Raw genomic sequence first — 16,005 nt, forward strand, 5'->3', positions numbered from 1 at the left:
CGGCTGGCACGCCGATTGCCAAGTCTTCGCCGAGATCGCGCGCGAGCCCCCGTCGGGGCGAAGGGCGGCGCGACAGCGGAGAACAGTCATGGGTATCTTTGGGGCGCTCACCACAGCGGTCACCGGCATGAAGGCGCAGAGCTATGCGCTCGAGAACGTGTCGGGCAACATCGCGAACTCGCAGACGACCGGCTTCAAGCGCATCGATACCAGCTTCGAAGATCTCATTCCGAGCAGCGACCCGAGCAAGCAACTGTCCGGCAGCGTGAGCGCGTCGTCGCGCTCGACCAACACGGTGCAGGGCGACATCCAGAGCGCGTCGGTCTCCACCTTCATGGCCATTAACGGCCAGGGCTTCTTCGTCGTGCAGAAGCCGTCCAGCTTCGCGGACTCGACGCCGACCTTCGACGGCGCCGATCTCTATACTCGCCGCGGCGACTTCAAGCTCGACCAGAACGGCTATCTGGTGAACGGGGCCGGCTACTATCTGATGGGCATCCCGATCGACTCCAAGACCGGCAATACCATCGGCAGCCAGCCGCAGTTGATGCAGTTCCAGAGCAGCTTCCTGCCGGCGCAGCCGACCACCGAGATCGACTACAAGCTCAATCTCGCGCGCACGCCGAAGACGCAGGATTACGACTCGACCATTCCGGGCTCCGAGCTCCTGCAGCCGTCCGCCTTCTCCGCCAACCCGATCAACGGCGCGTCGACCGCCGCCTCGATCATCGGCAAGGGCGGCAAGCTGCTGCCCGACGCGCCGGCCAAACTGACCGGTTCGGCCGTGCTGACGTCGCTGGCCGCCACCGGCGGCACGTTGGATCTGAACGGTACGTCGATCACCATCAATCCCGGCGATAACATCACCACCATCGTCGGCGCGATCAACGCGCAGACCGGCACGACCGGCGTCACCGCGACGCTCGACAGCACCGATCACCTGGTGCTCACCAGCGCCGACGCCGACAGCAATGTCGTCATCGGTTCGTCGACGACGCCGTCGGTGCTTACCGATCTCGGTATCTCGGCCGGTACCACCAATCCGACCAACATTCTGACGCAGAGCGGCGCCTCGGCCGGTCAGACCATGGCCATCGTGGTCAGCGGCAATCCGGCGCTGTCGATCACCTTCGGTACCGGTCCTGGCCAGGTTTCGACGCTCGCCGAGCTCAACACCGCGCTCGCCGGTCTCACCGGCGGTACCGCCTCGGTCAACACCTCGACCGGCGACATCACCGTCACCGCCGGTAACGCCACCAGCACCATCACGGTCACCGGTTCCGCCACCGCGGCCAACTTCGGCATGAAGACCACGACCGGCCTGCCGGCGAGCGGCACCGTCATCGCCAGCGACGTTCCGGCCTTCCTCAACGAGTCGATCAGCGGCGGTTCGGTCACCACCTACGACAGCTCGGGCGCCTCGGTGAACGTGCAGCTCCGCTGGGCCAAGGTCGATTCCGCGACGCTCGGCGGCACTCACGTCGACAAGTGGAATCTGTTCTATCAGAACAGCACCACCGCGACCGGCCAGCAGGCGGCTTGGACGAACGTCGGCGTCGACTACACCTTCGGCTCCAACAACCAGCTCAATCCGCCGATCAACTCGGTGACGCTCAACAACCTCACCGTCAACGGCGTGAACCTCGGCAGCATCCAGCTCGTGCACGGTACGTCGGGCGTCACGCAGTTCGCCGACGCCAACGGTACGGCGCAGGTCAACATCCTCAACCAGAACGGTTTCGCCGCCGGTGAGCTGCAGTCGGTCGCCGTCACCGATAAGGGCCGCATCGCGGGCACCTATTCGAACGGCCGCACCATCGATCTCGCCGAGATCACGCTTGCCAACTTCACGGGTGCCGACTCGCTCAAGCGCATCGACGGCGGCGCCTTCGAGACCACGGCGGAATCCGGCCCGCCGCTGTTCAACGCGAGCGGCAAGATCCAGGGCTCCGCGCTCGAGGGCTCGAACACCGACATCGCCGACGAGTTCACCAAGCTCATCGTCACGCAGCAGGCTTATTCGGCCAATACCCGCGTGATCAGCACCACCAACACCATGGTTCAGGACCTCCTGAACATGTTGCGCTGATGGGGGCGGGTAACGGCATGGAGCGACCGACATGAGTTTGTCGCAGGCACTCGTCTCGGCGATGTCCGGGCTGAAGGTCAACCAGCAGAGTCTCGCGCTGGTTGCTGCCAACGTCGCCAACGCGGATACGCCGGGCTATATCCGCAAGACCGTCAACCAGGTCGCGATCGCCGGCAACAACACCGGCATCGGCGTGCGGGTGAGCGCCATCCAGCGCGAGCTCGACACCTATGTGCAGCGTCAGCTCCGGATCGAGAATTCCGGCGCGACCTACGCCAGCACGCGCGCCGATTTCTATAACCGCCTGCAGACGGTCTACGGCACGCCCGGCTCCAGCAACGCGCTGGACACGATCTACAATAACTTCACGACCGCGCTGCAGGCGCTCTCGACCAGCCCCGACGATACCGCGGCGCGTTCCTCGGTGATCAGCACGGCGCAGGCGCTGGCGCAACAGCTCAACTACATGACCGACAGCATCCAGGGCTTGCGCAAGGATGCCGAGCTCGGGATTGCCGACGCGACGTCGCGCGCCAACGAGGCGATGAGCCAGATCGCCAAGCTGAACACGCAGATCGCGGCGTCGGGTGCGGACGATACCGCAACGGCGAGCCTGCTCGACCAGCGCGATTCGTATGTCGACCAGTTGTCGAAGATCATGGACATCAACGTGCTGTCCATCGACCACAATCAGGTCGCGGTCTTCACCAATTCGGGCGTCCAGCTCGTCGGCACGCAGGCGGCGCAGATCTCATTCGACGCGCAGGGCACGATGAGCGCCGGCGCGCAGTGGACCAACGATCCGGCGACCCGGACGGTGGGCACGCTGACTTTGAAGTCGCCCTATGGCGGCGAGACGGATCTGATCGCCTCGGGCGCGATCCGGTCCGGCGAGATCGCCTCCTATCTGGAGATGCGCGACAAGGTCCTGCCGCAGGCGCAGAACCAGATCGATGCCATCGCCGCGTCGATGGCGAGTTCATTATCGGATAAGACGACGTCGGGCACGGCGGTGACGTCGGGCGTGCAGAACGGCTACGATATCGATATCGGCAGCCTGGCCGCCGGCAACTCCATCACGATCAACTACACCGACACGCTGACCAACACGCCGCGTACGATCACGTTGATGCGGGTGGACGATCCGTCCGTCCTGCCGCTGAAGAACGACGTGACCGCCAATCCGAACGACAAGGTCTACGGCATCGACTTCTCCGGCGGCTTCAGCACGGTGCTTGGCCAGATCCAGCAGGCGATCGGTTCCACCAGTATGGTGGCGTCGAACCCGTCTGGCACGACCTTGCGCATCCTCGATGACGGTCCGGGCAATATCGTCAAGGTCAATTCCGTCAGCACCACGACGACCGCGACGTCGCTCACCGGCGGCAGCGCAGAATTGCCGTTCTTCACGGATGCCAACAGTCCGTATACGGGGGCGATTTCGACGCTCGGCTCTCAGAGCGTCGGCTTTGCCGGGCGCATCACGGTGAACGCCGCGCTCGTTGCCGATCCGTCGAAGCTCGTGACTTACGGGAGCGGCGTGTCGTCCGGCGACGGCACGCGGCCCGATTTTCTGCTCAGCCAGCTGACGCAGGCGAGCACGCAGTTCTCGCCGTCGACGGGGCTCGGTACGGAAGATACGCCGTTCTCGGGTTCGATCACGACTTTCCTTCGCCAGGTGATCAGTTCGCAGGGACAGGCCGCGAGTTCGGCCCAGAACCTGAAAGAAGGGCAGGACGTGGTGCTGTCGTCGCTGCAACAACGCTTCAACGATACGTCCAGTGTGAACGTCGACCAGGAAATGGCCAACCTGCTCACGCTGCAGAACTCGTATGCGGCGAACGCCCGCGTGATGTCGGCTGTCAAAGACATGCTCGACGCGCTGATGAAGATATGAGGTCGCCATGAGCATTTCCTCGATTGGCTCGCAATCCGCTTCGGCTATTCAGATGCTGGTCCAGATGCGGGCGCAGCTCAACGATCTGCAGCGGCAGATGAGCACCGGGCAGAAGTCGGATACCTATGCCGGCCTCGGACTTGGCCGCGGTCTCGCGATCGGCCTCCAAGCGCAGCTCTCGTCGGTCAGTGCCTATTCCGACACAATCACCAATGTCGGGACGCGTATCGGCATCATGCAGACCGCGCTGAACCGCGTCGGCGATATCGCCAACACGACGCGCTCGACGATCCTGCAGGCCAATGCCGCCGGCACCAGCGCCGGCACGCTGCAGGCGACGGCGCGTACGTCGCTGGACGAACTCGTCGGCCTGCTCAACACGCAGTCCGGCGACCGCTATCTGTTCTCCGGTCGCGATACCGACAAGCCGGCCTTGGCCTCCATGACCGACATGCTTGACGGTCAGGGCTCGCGCGCCGGTCTCAAGCAGATCATCTCCGAGCGTCAGCAGGCCGATCTCGGTACGGCGGGCACCGGCCGGCTCACCGTCACGGCGCCGACCGCGACCTCGGTCAGCGTCGGCGACGAGGCCTCGCCTTTCGGCATCAAGCTGTCGTCGGCATCGTCGACCCTGTCGAACGCGACGGTCACGGGCCCGACCGGCACCCCGCCGTCGAACATGACCGTGGACTTCACGGGCGTGCCGAACGAAGGCGATGCGCTCACCTTGCGCGTGACGCTGCCGGACGGCAGCACCGAGAACATCACCATGACGGCGACCACCAAGTCGCCGCCGGGGAACGGTCAGTTCACCATCGGTGCGACGGCGGCCGACACGGCGGCGAACTTCCAGTCGTCGTTGAATACGACGATCGGCAAGTTCGCCCAGACGTCGTTGACGGCGGCCTCGGCGGTGCAGGCGTCTAACGAGTTTTTCAACGCGGACATCAACCATCCGCCGCTGCGCGTCGACGGCCCGCCGTTCGACAGCGCGACGGGCCTGGTAGCGGGCACCGCGGCCAACTCGGTCATCTGGTACACCGGCGAGGCAGGCTCCGACCCGGCCCGCGGAACGGCAACCGCGCAGATCGACCGGTCGCTGTCGGTCGATTACGGCGTCCGCGCCAATGAGGAAGGCATTCGCGACATCGTCAAGAACGTCGCCACCTTGGCCGCGGTGAACATCAACTCGACCTCGCCCAATGCGGCCGACCTGAGCGCTGCCCTCAATAACCGCCTGACGGCGAGCTTGAGCAACAGCGATGGCGGACAGACGGTCGTGGATATCCAGGCCGAGCTTGCCGGCGCCCAGACGTCGATGACGGCCGCCAAGGCACGCCATCAGCAGACCTCGGCGACGGTCGGCGACTACTTGCAGCAGATCTCCGGCGTATCGAACGAGGAAGTCGCCGCACAGATCCTGGCGTTGCAGACGCGGATGCAGGCGTCGATGCAGACGACGGCGATGCTGTTCCAGACCAGCCTGGTGAATTACCTCAAATAGCGGCTCTTCTTACGCCGCCGTCGAACGTCCGGAAGGCGCTTGGCGCTTTCCGGACGTTCTTTTTTTGCGCGGTGTTTGCCGATCAGGGCTGGCTTGGCGGCATAAAAAAACCGCGGCAGAGAGCCGCGGTTTTCTTTTCATCGCGAGGAGCCGACGGTCAGGCGGCGCGGTTCAGCAGGCCCGCCGCCAGTTCGCGGTTGATGTTGATGAGCGTGCCGAGGTTTTCCGGCTTCGGATTGGCCAGGACGGCGATCGTCTGCTTGAGCACGAAGAGGCCGAGATTGACGACGTTTTGACGCACGCCCACCGGCAACGGATTCTCCGGGCTGGTGGCCGAGGTCATGAAGATCGTCCAAAGCTTGCGGTTATTGAGAAGCGCGGCGTCGAGCTCAGAACGGCGGGCATCCCAGCCGTCACGGATCGCCTGCAGCCGCGCAGCCGCGTCGAGAAGCAGATCGGCTTCGCGTTCACGCGGGTTTGCGGTTTGTTGGGCGACCTGCCCGTACGCTTTCGCCGCGTGATGCATTGTCAATCAGCTCCTTTTCGTACGCGATGAGCGCCTTGGCGCTCTTGAGCGCTTTGTACATTTCGTTGGCGAGGATGTGGTTGCTCACGTCGACGATATAGGGCCAGGCGCTCGGCGCAGCCTGAACGAGATCGTGCATGAGCGAGAAGTAGGTGGGGTGATGCACCGCCGGGTCGCGGGAGGTGTACATCAGCTGCACGACGAGATAGATCCGCTTGGCCGGGGTATCGGCCTGCGCTTTCGTCATGATGTCTTTTTCGCGCAGGATCGGCGACTGGCCTTCAATCAAAAGCCGCGTGCGCTGGCCACCATTGGTGACCAGGCACTCGCCGAGAATAAATCTTTCGCCTGGCTTGAGCTCGACTTTGAGACCCATAAGCACGCCGCTCCTTGCCGGGCTTCTTTGGTAAACCGTCCGACCTTAACGAACGGTTCTCGCGCGGCAATCCAATTAGCTGAACAACTTCAGAACGTTCTGGTCGGCCTGCGAAGCCAGCGACAAGGCCGTCGTCGACAGCTGCTGGCGGGTCTGCAGGGCGAGCAGGTTCGCGCCTTCTTCGTTGCTGTCCGCCAGCGTCAGGTTGTCGGCGCCGGTGTTGAGCGTGTTGATCATCGCCTTGGTGAAGTCCTGGCGGATCTGCACGGTCTGCAGGTTCGAGCTCAGGGCTTGCGACTGCGAGCGGAGTTTGGTCAGCGCGGCGGTCAACTCGGTCGAAGCGGCGGTGATATCGGCCGACGTCGCCCAGCCGTTGGCCGAGGGGTTGACGGTGAGGTCGCCGCCCGTGGTGTCATTGACCGCCGTGATCGTGACCGACGATGTCGCGGACTCGTTCAAGGTGATGGTCAGGTCGTTGCCGCCGAGCAGGTTGACGCCGTTGATGCCGGCGTCGCCGGCAAGCTGGTCGATCTGCGAGCGGATCGAATCGAATTGGCTCGCGAGCGTCGCGCGCACGTTGGTGTCGCCCGTCTGCTGCGCCTGGCTGGCCAGCGACTGAGCCGATTGCACCAGCTTGGTGATCGCCGTGATGCCGTTATTGGCGGCCTGGATGGTGTTGATGCCCGTCGACATGGTGTCGAGCAGCGCGTTCAGATCGTTCGCGCGCACGTTCAGGCTCTGGGCCGTGAAGTAGTTGATCGGGTTGTCGAGAGCCGAATTGACCCGGCGTCCGGTCGCGAGCTTGGTCTGAGTCGAGGTAATTAAATCGGACGTTTGTTGTAGCTGCAGCAGGTTCGAACGAACGCCTGCTGAAAGAACGATGTCACTCATTGCTGGCTCCATGCCGGAAAATATCGCTGAACGGCGGGCCGATAGTGATTTATTAGGGTTGATAGAGGGTTAAAGGGCTCCTTTTTGGTAACCGGATATTAGCCATAATCGCCTTGTGAATAAAAAAACGGCGGCCCGGAGGCCGCCGTTTTCGGAAGTGTGTATGCCGGACGGCTTAGCCGAACAGGCGGAGCACGTTCTGGTCGGCCTGCGAGGCGAGCGACAGAGCGGTCGTCGACAGCTGCTGGCGGGTCTGCAGGGCGAGCAGGTTGGCGCCTTCCTCGTTGGAGTCGGCGAGGGTGAGGGCGTCCGAACCGGCCTGCAGCGTGTTGATCATCGCCTTGGTGAAGTCCTGGCGGATCTGCACGGTCGACAGGTTCGAGCTCAGGGTCTGCGACTGCGAACGAAGGGTCGACAACGCGGCCGTGAGGTCCGTGCCAGCGGTGGTGATGTCCGCGGTGGCGGCCCAGCTGTTGGCGGCGGCGTTGATGGCCAGACCGGTCGAGGTGTCGGTCACGCCGCTGACCGTCGTGCTCGAGGTCGCCGTCTCGTTCAGCGTAACCGTGAGGTTGTCGCCGTTGAGCAGGTTGGTGCCGTTGAAGCCGGCGTCGCCCGCGAGCTGGTCGATCTGAGTACGGATCGCATCGAACTGCGAGGACAGGCTGGCGCGGGTGGCGGTATCCGACGTCTGCTGGGCCTGGCTGACCAGCGACTGGGCCGACTGGACCAGCTTGGTGATCGCCGTGATGCCGTTGTTGGCGGCCTGAATGGTGTTGATGCCGGTGGACATGGCATCGAGCAGGTTGTTCAGGTCGCTGGCACGGTTATCGAGGCCCTGCGCCGTGAAGAAATTGTTGGCGTTGTCGAGGGCCGAGTTGACGCGCTTGCCGGTGGCGAGCTTGGTCTGGGTGGAGGTGATCAGGTCCGAAGTCTGCTGCAGCTGAAGCAGGTTCGAACGGACGCCTGCGGAGAGAACGATCTGAGACATCTTACGCTACCTTTCTGGTCACAGTGCCGTACTGGCAACTACGTCGATCCGTTGGATCGGCCGATGTCTTCTCACGTAGCCTCCAAATGCGCCGTAAAAGAACGTGGTTAACGAGTTCTCGTTTCTCTAAGGGGATGGCCCGTATTTAATTCAGTTTATGAAATATCTTGGGGCTCGGCTTTCGACCGGTCGTTCGCTTGCCGTCGCGAGGGGAGCAACAGAGTGAACGCTTTGCTAACGGTTGATTTTTGTTAACGGTCGATTGGTAGGGTGGCGCGATCCGAGGTGCCAACCATGTCTTCCGTCTCTTCCTCGTCCTTGTTGAACAGCTCAAGCAAGCCGAACTGGCTCGCCGACGCCATGACGTCGATAAAGAATTCGCAGAACCCGGGCGGTCTCATCGGCATGCTGCAGAATGCCGGCAACGGCAGCGTCAGCTCGTTCCTCAGCGCGACCTCGGCCTTCGCCAACAATATGGCGACGATCACCACAAGCAACGTGACCAATACGTCGAGCTTCTATGCGCAGCTCGCCTCCCAGGCGCTTCAGAAGCGCCAGGACGAGCAGATGCAGAAGATGATAACCGAGCTGCAGCGCCAGCAGAACACGGTCAAGCCGAAGAATGTGCTCGACACCTACATCTATTTCGACAACGGCGCGTCGTTGAACACGGATACCAACGTGATGACGATGTCGGATGGCACGCAGATCGACGCAATCACGGGCGTCAAGGTGATCGACCCGTCCTACATGATCCAGATGCCGAACGGCGCCTATCTCGACACCAAGAACAACATCCTGACCATGCCGGACGGTACGGAGTACGACACCGTCACGGGCTTGAAGATCAAGGATTTGAAGGCGCTGAATAACACGCCGTCATCGGACTCGACGTCGAACGATACGACGCCGACGGATGGCGCAACGTCGGATCCGGCACCGCAGGATACGACCCAAGATCCTACAACGACCGGCTGACCGCCAGCGGCTGGCTGGCCTTCGGCCCCGGCGTATTAGCGCGGCCAGTCGCGCCATAGGTCGACGGCACCTGCTTGCGCGCCAACTCACCGGACACGCCGCGGATGATGCCCTCGGACACTGCATGCGCGGTGGCCAATACGGTGAGATTCTTCCTCAAGACGCTATGGAAGGTCTCGTGTCGCAGGCGGAGCGCCTCAAGTGCATTCGGCATCACCCGCTCGACGATCGCTTGCGCCGCCCGCATGCGCGCGCTTTCCAAGGCGTAGCGGCGGGACAGCGCGATCTTCGCGTCGCTCAGACGCACGGCCTCGCGCAAGTGACCGGCACGGACCTGTGCGGTCTCTTGTTCGACCGTCCGCAGCAGATCGTCGAGGATGGCGTTCAGGTCCGCCACAACGCGCTCGGCATTGTCTTCGGTAACGGCTACGGCTGTTTGGTCTGCAGATTGTTCGGTCACGTACTGGCCTCCTGGTGGGCGATCAGGCTGCGATAGACCTGATCGGCGATGCCGATGCCGCCGGATTTGGCGATCGTCCTTGCGAACTGGTCGGTCAGCATGGAGCGCCAGACGCCGGTCGCTCCCTGACCGCCCATGGGACCGTCGCCGTTGAGGCCGGTGAACATGTGCTGGAACATCGAGTTGAGAAACATGGCTTCGAAGTCTTGGGCCTTGCTGCGGGCTTTGGCTTCGGTGTTGGCCGAGAGCTTCCCGGGCGCCTTCGTCGCCAGAAGATCGGTGGCGCTAAGGCCGGGCGCGGTAAGGGATGCGGCGTTGGCCATTACATCACCTCGATGTCGGCTTGGATCGCGCCGGCGGCCTTGATCGCCTGCAGGATGGCGATCATGTCGCGCGGACCGATGCCGAGGGCATTCAGGCCGTCGACGAGCTGTTGCAACGACACGCCGTCCTTCACCACCGCCAGCCGCTTGCCGTCCTCCTGGACGCCGATGCGGGTGCGCGGCACGACTTGGGTGGTACCACCGCGCGAGAACGGCTGCGGCTGACTGACCTGCGGCGTCTCGCTGATGCTGACCGTAAGGTTGCCTTGGGCGACTGCCACCATGGATACGCGGACGTCGCGGCCCATGACGATGACGCCGGAGCGCTCGTCGATCACGATCTTGGCCGAGAGGTCCGGCTCGACCTGCAACTGCTCGACTTCGGTCAGAAGCTTCACCACGTTGCCACGGTAGGGCACCGGCACCGTGATGCCGACGGTCGAGGGATCGAGCGGCTCCGCCGTCGGTGCGCCAATGAAGTCGTTGATGGCGGCGGCGATGCGCTTGGCGGTGGTGAAGTCCGGATTGCGCAGCGCCATGCGCAGCTGGCTCTGCCGGTTCAAGTTGAACTCGATCTCACGCTCGATCAGCGCGCCGTTCGAGATGCGTCCGACCGTCGGCACGCCGCGCACGATCTTGGCGGCTTCGCCTTCGGCCTGGAAGCCGCTGATGGCCACCGAGCCTTGCGCGACGGCGTAGACGTTGCCATCCGCGCCGAGCAGGGGCGTGACCAGCAGGGTGCCGCCTTGCAGGCTCTTGGAGTCGCCGAGCGCCGACACGGTGATGTCGATGCGCGTGCCCTGCGTCGCGAAGGCCGGTAGGTTGGCGGTCACCATCACGGCCGCGACGTTGCCCGTGCGCAGCGTCTGGCCGCGGACGTTCACACCGAGTCGTTCCAGCATCGCTTGCAGCGACTGCTTGGTGAAAGGGATGTTGTTGAGCGTATCGCCGGTGCCGTTGAGACCGACCACCAAGCCGTAGCCGATGAGCTGGTTCTGACGAACGCCTTCAATATTGGCGAGATCTTTGATGCGCGAAGCCGCCCCGGCGCCACCAGGTAGAAACACGGCCATAGCTACCGCCAAGAAGGCGGCACGAAGGGTCTTCGTCATCACTGCTCCCCAATGTGACGTATGACTTTCCATGACCTATGCGAGGCGCGTGCCACGCGGCCGGCGCCCTTTAAAGTATTGGTATTGCTGTATTTTTCTGATTCGACCGGACCTGGGCGCGTCGCGCTGACTCGGCACAAACCGACGTATCCCGGCAGTTTTTGCCGGGCATTTACCGGTTGTTAACCATAGGGGCCGCACTGTGCAGGTGCTTGGGGGACCGACAACAAGCCGGGCTGGGGATACTCTACAATGCGTGTCTATGGGCCGAACGGTACCGCGCTGGCAAATGCGCCGGCGTCCGCTCGCCGCACTGCATCCGGCACCTTCACGGTCAGCGAGCAGGAAACCCCGCGCAGCGCCGGCGCCGCGGTGTCGCTCCGCGCGATCTCCACGGTCGACGCGCTGATCGCCCTCCAGGGAGTCGATGACCCCACCGAGCGCAAGAAGCGGTCGGTCGCCAAGGGGCGGAACGCCCTCGATATGCTCGATAGTCTGAAGGTGGCGCTGCTCGACGGCAGTGTCGACCAGTCGACGCTTGCCCGCCTCAAGGTGGCGGCCGAAGGCCTGACCGAAGAATCGGGCGATCCGGGCCTCGACGAGGTGCTGAGCGCCATCGACCTGCGCGTCGCTGTGGAACTGGCCAAAGCCGGCATTCGCTAGCCGCCCAAGGCTGAGGCGGCGGCGCCCAAAAATCCATCAAGTCATTGGAATGTCATAATAATTTTGCGCAAGAGTCGCGCACAGTCCCATATTGTCGCGCGCGTGGCGCACGTATATAAGCCAGCCGCACCTGGGAGGGTGAAGCGGCGATAACGAAAGAAATAAGAATACAGGGAGTTGGTGGGACATGTTGGCGAAGAACAAAAACTACCGGCCTTCCGACAAGGAGCCGTTCATGAACGAGCGCCAGCGCGAGTACTTCCGTGCGAAGCTCCTGGCCTGGCGCGAGGACATTCTGAAAGAGGCCAAGGAAACCCTGCAGCATCTGCAGGAGGAAAATCAGAATCATCCGGACCTGGCCGACCGGGCCTCGTCCGAGACCGACCGTGCCATCGAACTGCGCGCCCGCGACCGGCAGCGCAAGCTGATCGCCAAGATCGACGAGGCGCTTGGCCGGATCGACGATGGCACCTACGGCTACTGCGAAGAGACCGGCGAGCCGATCTCGTTGCGCCGTCTCGAGGCGCGTCCGATCGCGACCTTGTCGGTGGAAGCGCAGGAGCGCCATGAGCGCCGCGAGCGCGTCTATCGCGACGACTGACGACGCGGTTGGCCTGATTTCAGGGCGAATTTTGATCCCTCGGCCCTCGGCCGGGGGATTTTTCGTTACCCTCGGGTCCGTCGTGATTCGCTTTCCTTCGCCGGTTCGTCGCCATGGCCCGTCATCACTCGCAACCGGTTGTGGATCTAGCGTCGCTGCTTGAAACGGCGCGCGCGGCTCACGGCGAGGGCGCCTGGGCGCGGGCGGAGAAGCAGTACAAGGCCATTCTGGCGCGCGATCCCCGGCACGTCGAAGCGCTGCATCTATTCGGCCTTCTCCACTACCAGACGGGGCGGTCGGCGCAGGCGTTGCGCTACCTGGCCGAGGCCTTGAAGGGCGGCATACCCTCGGCGGATCTGTGGTCCGATCACGGTCTCGTCCTCTATGCGCTGGGCCGCGCCGACGAAGCGCTGGCGAGCTTCGATGCGGCGCTCGCGCTCGCACCGGACGATCCCGATTTGCTCAGCAAACGTGGCGTCGCCTGTCTGCATCTCGGCCGGTTGCAGGAAGCGCTCGGCGCCTTCGACCAGGCGCTCGCGCGCGAGCCGGCGCATGTCGATGCCCTGGGCAATCGCGGCAACGCGATGCTCAAGCTCAACGAGCCGGAACAGGCGATCGCCAGTTACGACGCGGCCATCCGGATCAAGGGCGCGACCGCGCGCCTCCTGACCAACCGGGCGCATGCATTGAAGCGGCTGGACCGGTTGGATGAGGCGCTTGCCGATCTGCAGCAGGCGCTGGCGATCGAACCGAACTTCGCGGAAGCGGCTTTCGAACGCGGAATGGTGCAGCTGGCGCTGGGCGATTTCGAAAACGGCTGGGCGTCATATGAGCGGCGCTGGGAGACGGGCGCCTTCGCCGAACACCGTCGCAACTTCTCATCGCCGCAATGGACCGGCCGCCAATCCTTGAGCGGCCGCACCATCCTGCTGCACGCCGAGCAGGGCTTCGGCGACACGATCCAGTTCGTCCGCTATGCGCCGCTCGTGCAACGTCTCGGCGCGACGGTCGTGCTCGAAGTGCAGCCGGAGCTTGTGCGCCTGATGGCGCGCGTGCCCGGCGTCGATCGCGTCGTGGCGCGCGGCAGCAAGCTCGCCGCCTTCGACTTTCATTGTCCGCTGATGAGCTTGCCGCTGGCGTTCAAGACGACGGCGGCGACCGTGCCGGCATCGATCCCTTACATCGATCTCGATGACGCCAGTATGGCGGAATGGGCGAAGCGATTGCCGGCGGGCAACCCGCGCGTCGGCTTCTGCTGGGCCGGCAAGGCCGGCCATCGCAACGATATCAACCGCTCGATTCCCTTGGCGCGTTTTGCCGCCCTGCTCGACAGGCCCGACATCGATTTCGTCAATCTGCGCGTCGGCCTGAGCGACGACGAACGCGCTATATTGAGCACTCGCGCGAATGTGCTCGACTATTCGGCGCAGCTGACGGACTTCGACGACACCGCCGGTCTCATCAAGCAGCTCGATCTCGTCGTGTCGGTCGATACCTCGGTCGTGCATCTCGCCGGCGCACTGGGCGTACCGGCGGTCGTCATGCTGCCTTTCGCGGCCGATTTCCGCTGGCTGCGAACAGGGGGCACGAGCGCCTGGTATCCGGGCATGAGTCTGTTGCGCCAGCCGCGGCTGAAGGACTGGGACAGCGTGATCGATGCGGCGCGCGACCTGCTGGCAGAATTAACAACTTACCGCGTATTCACTGCGGTCCCGGCAATCGTCCTCAAGTAGTTTCCGCGTTGTGGGCCCCGGATCTACGAAAAGCGGCCGGTTGGATTGACTATCAACCTAAACTTAATGGTAGTATTGTTTGCAGTATCAATCCTAGGTCGAATTGCGAGGTCGGCGATGCCAGCACTAGATTTTGCCTATGTCGATACAATTGATGCTTGCCAGCTAAGATGCCCAACCTGCGTGCGCGGCGTGCGAGTCATGGATAATTCGAGTGCGAAGATGCCGCTCGGAAAATTCGAGGTTCTGGCAAAAAAATTGAAGGATGCCGGTTATCGACGCTTTGGGCTTTTTAATTGGACTGAGCCATTCTTAAATAGAACTTTGGAAGACTACATTGCAGTCGTCAAAAATTATGGATTTCAGTGCTGGGTTTCAACGACATTTTCTCTGCGTCATATTGATAATCTCGAAAGATCATTGTTGGCGGGCATAGATCGATTGGTAGTTTCTACGTCGGGAATGACTCAACGTGTCTATGAGGTCAATCACGTCGGCGGCAATCTCCAATACGCGATGGATAATGCAAGGCGTGTTTCCGAACTCGTGAAGCGCCATAAATTGGAAATGATGTCTTATTGGCGGTTTATCAAGTTTGAGTACAACGTTTTCGAAGAGGAAATTGCCAAAGCATTTGCTGAAGAAATCGGCTTCTTCTTCGAAGCGCTTCCCGGAGTTGGCGATCCAAAAGTGTCAGATCAGCGCCGGTTCAACAATCAATTCTATATCGCTGAATCTGATCGCGGACGAAGTCTTCCTTCCCCGGAGATGGCGGGCCAGACGTGCAGACTTATGATGGACCAAGTTGCAATTGATTCCGCTGGCGATGTGTTTCTCTGTTGCGCCATGCCAAATGTCCCGGCGTTGAAAATCGGCGCCTATCTGGAAATGCCGGAACACGAAGTACTTCGTGCGCGGTTGCAACACAATTTTTGCCGTAGCTGTACGAACCCACGTCGGGTGGCGACCGAGGAAGATCGAGAGAGAATTCGGGAGGCCGGGCTTGAACTTTCTGTCGGATCGTCGGGCCTCCCTATGTTTCCCAGGTGAGTTGACAGGCATATCGCGGCTTTCGGCAGACGATAACATCGGTAAACTCACCCAGAATCCCGTGTTCGCGGTCCACGAAACGAAAAAGCTCAACGTCGAATGGGGCCCACTTGGCCAGCAGCTCGGGGAAATCATGTCCATAGGAAGCGGTCACCAGAGAACCTTTGCTGCTAATCGGATTGCCATGGTACTCGGGAGGTTTCTTCAGATATTCAATATCGCCGTCTCGCCCGTGTCTTGCCTGGAATACTGATTTGACGTGCTGTTTAAAAACGCCCGTCGTCAATATACTGAGGCCACCTGGAACAAGAGTGCGGAAGATTTCGGCCGTCGCTCGTATTGGGTCCAAGATGTGTTCATAGACATCCTGTGTAATCACAATATCGAATAAGCAATCGGCGAAAGTCTGCTTCTCAAGGTTCTCGCACCGGAATTTTCCGATTGTCTTTCCAAGAGGCTCGTTCGGGAAGTATTGGGTAGGGATGTAACCTGCACATTCTTTAGCGAGAACGACTGATAGACCTCGCTCCGCTGGAGATGATTCATGGACTCGTTTGGCCCGCCAATCGGGACAGAGGCGCTTCATCACAAACGCTATAGCGCGCTCGCGCGGAAGCGAGCCGCCGGGGCAGGTCTTGCAAACGAGTCCTGCGCGGAAATCCCACCAGCGCGAACTGTGGCTGTGGAACGTGGCCAAGTGATCGCAGATAGGACAGAAGCCCTCATATTTAAACTCTTGCATGGTGTCATCTAGGTTGATTTAAAAAATTATTCAACCCTTTTGCTGTGAGCCTTCACCAGTGTGTCCCCCGCG

Annotated in this window: 16 protein-coding genes; 8 read left to right on the top strand and 8 right to left on the bottom strand. The window is 62.1% G+C overall.

Features of this window, described 5'->3' with window-relative positions; all coding sequences use genetic code 11:
- Positions 1-88: 88 nt before the first annotated feature.
- From DW352_RS00730 to DW352_RS00740, 3 genes are read left to right on the top strand one after another with little or no spacing between them, the layout of a single operon-like run.
- Positions 89-2,089, top strand: a complete 2,001-nt coding sequence (locus tag DW352_RS00730) for a flagellar hook-basal body complex protein (RefSeq protein ID WP_115687592.1) — start codon at positions 89-91, stop codon at positions 2,087-2,089.
- A gap of 31 nt (positions 2,090-2,120) precedes the next feature.
- The gene (flgK, locus tag DW352_RS00735; protein WP_115687594.1) at positions 2,121-3,986 is read left to right on the top strand and encodes a flagellar hook-associated protein FlgK; all 1,866 of its coding nucleotides are present in this window, start codon (positions 2,121-2,123) and stop codon (positions 3,984-3,986) included.
- 7 nt (positions 3,987-3,993) lie between these two features.
- Positions 3,994-5,490: a flagellin N-terminal helical domain-containing protein gene (locus DW352_RS00740; RefSeq protein WP_115687596.1), complete on the top strand. Its 1,497-nt coding sequence runs from the start codon at positions 3,994-3,996 to the stop codon at positions 5,488-5,490.
- Between the two features lie 157 nt (positions 5,491-5,647).
- Here the strand turns inward: DW352_RS00740 and flaF are convergent, their stop codons facing one another.
- The 4 genes from flaF to DW352_RS00760 form a co-directional block, all read right to left on the bottom strand.
- Entirely contained in the window at positions 5,648-6,016 is a 369-nt protein-coding gene (flaF, locus tag DW352_RS00745; RefSeq protein WP_115687598.1) for a flagellar biosynthesis regulator FlaF, read from the bottom strand.
- Positions 5,958-6,392: a flagellar biosynthesis repressor FlbT gene (gene flbT, locus DW352_RS00750; protein ID WP_115687600.1), complete on the bottom strand. Its 435-nt coding sequence runs from the start codon at positions 6,390-6,392 to the stop codon at positions 5,958-5,960. The genes flaF and flbT overlap by 59 nt, the downstream gene beginning before the upstream one ends.
- 75 nt (positions 6,393-6,467) lie before the next feature.
- Positions 6,468-7,283, bottom strand: coding sequence for a flagellin N-terminal helical domain-containing protein (locus DW352_RS00755; RefSeq protein ID WP_115687602.1), 816 nt, complete (start codon positions 7,281-7,283; stop codon positions 6,468-6,470).
- Positions 7,284-7,458: 175 nt separating this feature from the next.
- Positions 7,459-8,271 (bottom strand): flagellin N-terminal helical domain-containing protein, encoded by an 813-nt coding sequence (locus DW352_RS00760; RefSeq protein ID WP_115687604.1) that lies wholly within the window; start codon positions 8,269-8,271, stop codon positions 7,459-7,461.
- A gap of 294 nt (positions 8,272-8,565) precedes the next feature.
- Here DW352_RS00760 and DW352_RS00765 point away from each other — a divergent pair, with 294 nt between their 5' ends.
- Entirely contained in the window at positions 8,566-9,249 is a 684-nt protein-coding gene (locus DW352_RS00765) for a hypothetical protein (protein ID WP_162826691.1), read from the top strand.
- Here the strand turns inward: DW352_RS00765 and DW352_RS00770 are convergent.
- From DW352_RS00770 to DW352_RS00780, 3 genes are read right to left on the bottom strand one after another with little or no spacing between them, the layout of a single operon-like run.
- Entirely contained in the window at positions 9,233-9,709 is a 477-nt protein-coding gene (locus tag DW352_RS00770; RefSeq protein WP_162826692.1) for a hypothetical protein, read from the bottom strand. The two genes, DW352_RS00765 and DW352_RS00770, sit on opposite strands and share 17 nt — an antisense overlap.
- Complete coding sequence (gene flgJ / locus DW352_RS00775) at positions 9,706-10,032, bottom strand: flagellar assembly peptidoglycan hydrolase FlgJ (RefSeq protein ID WP_115687610.1); 327 nt, start codon at positions 10,030-10,032, stop codon at positions 9,706-9,708. The genes DW352_RS00770 and flgJ overlap by 4 nt, the downstream gene beginning before the upstream one ends.
- Entirely contained in the window at positions 10,032-11,105 is a 1,074-nt protein-coding gene (locus DW352_RS00780; RefSeq protein WP_245434440.1) for a flagellar basal body P-ring protein FlgI, read from the bottom strand. The genes flgJ and DW352_RS00780 overlap by 1 nt, the downstream gene beginning before the upstream one ends.
- A 291-nt stretch (positions 11,106-11,396) precedes the next feature.
- Between DW352_RS00780 and DW352_RS00785 the strand changes: the two genes are divergently transcribed.
- The 4 genes from DW352_RS00785 to DW352_RS26570 all read left to right on the top strand — a co-directional run bounded on the left by DW352_RS00785 (position 11,397) and on the right by DW352_RS26570 (position 15,191).
- Entirely contained in the window at positions 11,397-11,807 is a 411-nt protein-coding gene (locus DW352_RS00785; protein ID WP_115687614.1) for a flagellar assembly protein FliX, read from the top strand.
- Between the two features lie 187 nt (positions 11,808-11,994).
- The gene (gene dksA / locus DW352_RS00790; protein ID WP_115687616.1) at positions 11,995-12,408 is read left to right on the top strand and encodes an RNA polymerase-binding protein DksA; all 414 of its coding nucleotides are present in this window, start codon (positions 11,995-11,997) and stop codon (positions 12,406-12,408) included.
- Positions 12,409-12,521: 113 nt separating this feature from the next.
- A complete protein-coding gene (locus tag DW352_RS00795; RefSeq protein ID WP_115687618.1) occupies positions 12,522-14,141 on the top strand; it encodes a tetratricopeptide repeat protein in 1,620 nt (539 codons plus the stop codon).
- A 117-nt stretch (positions 14,142-14,258) separates the two neighbouring features.
- Positions 14,259-15,191, top strand: coding sequence for a radical SAM protein (locus DW352_RS26570; RefSeq protein WP_162826693.1), 933 nt, complete (start codon positions 14,259-14,261; stop codon positions 15,189-15,191).
- Here DW352_RS26570 and DW352_RS00805 read toward each other — a convergent pair.
- Positions 15,175-15,933: a methyltransferase domain-containing protein gene (locus tag DW352_RS00805; protein WP_115687622.1), complete on the bottom strand. Its 759-nt coding sequence runs from the start codon at positions 15,931-15,933 to the stop codon at positions 15,175-15,177. The two genes, DW352_RS26570 and DW352_RS00805, sit on opposite strands and share 17 nt — an antisense overlap.
- Positions 15,934-16,005: the final 72 nt, after the last annotated feature.

This window comes from Pseudolabrys taiwanensis (assembly GCF_003367395.1).
GTDB classification, from domain to species: domain Bacteria; phylum Pseudomonadota; class Alphaproteobacteria; order Rhizobiales; family Xanthobacteraceae; genus Pseudolabrys; species Pseudolabrys taiwanensis.

What these genes read in the sequence shown, in the direction of transcription:
- DW352_RS00730 (WP_115687592.1), top strand. Translation starts at nt 89, where the DNA reads ATGGGTATCTTTGGGGCGCTCACCACAGCGGTCACCGGCATGAAGGCG.
- flgK (WP_115687594.1), top strand. Translation starts at nt 2,121, where the DNA reads ATGAGTTTGTCGCAGGCACTCGTCTCGGCGATGTCCGGGCTGAAGGTC.
- DW352_RS00740 (WP_115687596.1), top strand. Translation starts at nt 3,994, where the DNA reads ATGAGCATTTCCTCGATTGGCTCGCAATCCGCTTCGGCTATTCAGATG.
- flaF (WP_115687598.1), bottom strand. Translation starts at nt 6,016, where the DNA reads ATGCATCACGCGGCGAAAGCGTACGGGCAGGTCGCCCAACAAACCGCA.
- flbT (WP_115687600.1), bottom strand. Translation starts at nt 6,392, where the DNA reads ATGGGTCTCAAAGTCGAGCTCAAGCCAGGCGAAAGATTTATTCTCGGC.
- DW352_RS00755 (WP_115687602.1), bottom strand. Translation starts at nt 7,283, where the DNA reads ATGAGTGACATCGTTCTTTCAGCAGGCGTTCGTTCGAACCTGCTGCAG.
- DW352_RS00760 (WP_115687604.1), bottom strand. Translation starts at nt 8,271, where the DNA reads ATGTCTCAGATCGTTCTCTCCGCAGGCGTCCGTTCGAACCTGCTTCAG.
- DW352_RS00765 (WP_162826691.1), top strand. Translation starts at nt 8,566, where the DNA reads ATGTCTTCCGTCTCTTCCTCGTCCTTGTTGAACAGCTCAAGCAAGCCG.
- flgJ (WP_115687610.1), bottom strand. Translation starts at nt 10,032, where the DNA reads ATGGCCAACGCCGCATCCCTTACCGCGCCCGGCCTTAGCGCCACCGAT.
- DW352_RS00780 (WP_245434440.1), bottom strand. Translation starts at nt 11,105, where the DNA reads ATGGCCGTGTTTCTACCTGGTGGCGCCGGGGCGGCTTCGCGCATCAAA.
- DW352_RS00785 (WP_115687614.1), top strand. Translation starts at nt 11,397, where the DNA reads ATGCGTGTCTATGGGCCGAACGGTACCGCGCTGGCAAATGCGCCGGCG.
- dksA (WP_115687616.1), top strand. Translation starts at nt 11,995, where the DNA reads ATGTTGGCGAAGAACAAAAACTACCGGCCTTCCGACAAGGAGCCGTTC.
- DW352_RS00795 (WP_115687618.1), top strand. Translation starts at nt 12,522, where the DNA reads ATGGCCCGTCATCACTCGCAACCGGTTGTGGATCTAGCGTCGCTGCTT.
- DW352_RS26570 (WP_162826693.1), top strand. Translation starts at nt 14,259, where the DNA reads ATGCCAGCACTAGATTTTGCCTATGTCGATACAATTGATGCTTGCCAG.
- DW352_RS00805 (WP_115687622.1), bottom strand. Translation starts at nt 15,933, where the DNA reads ATGCAAGAGTTTAAATATGAGGGCTTCTGTCCTATCTGCGATCACTTG.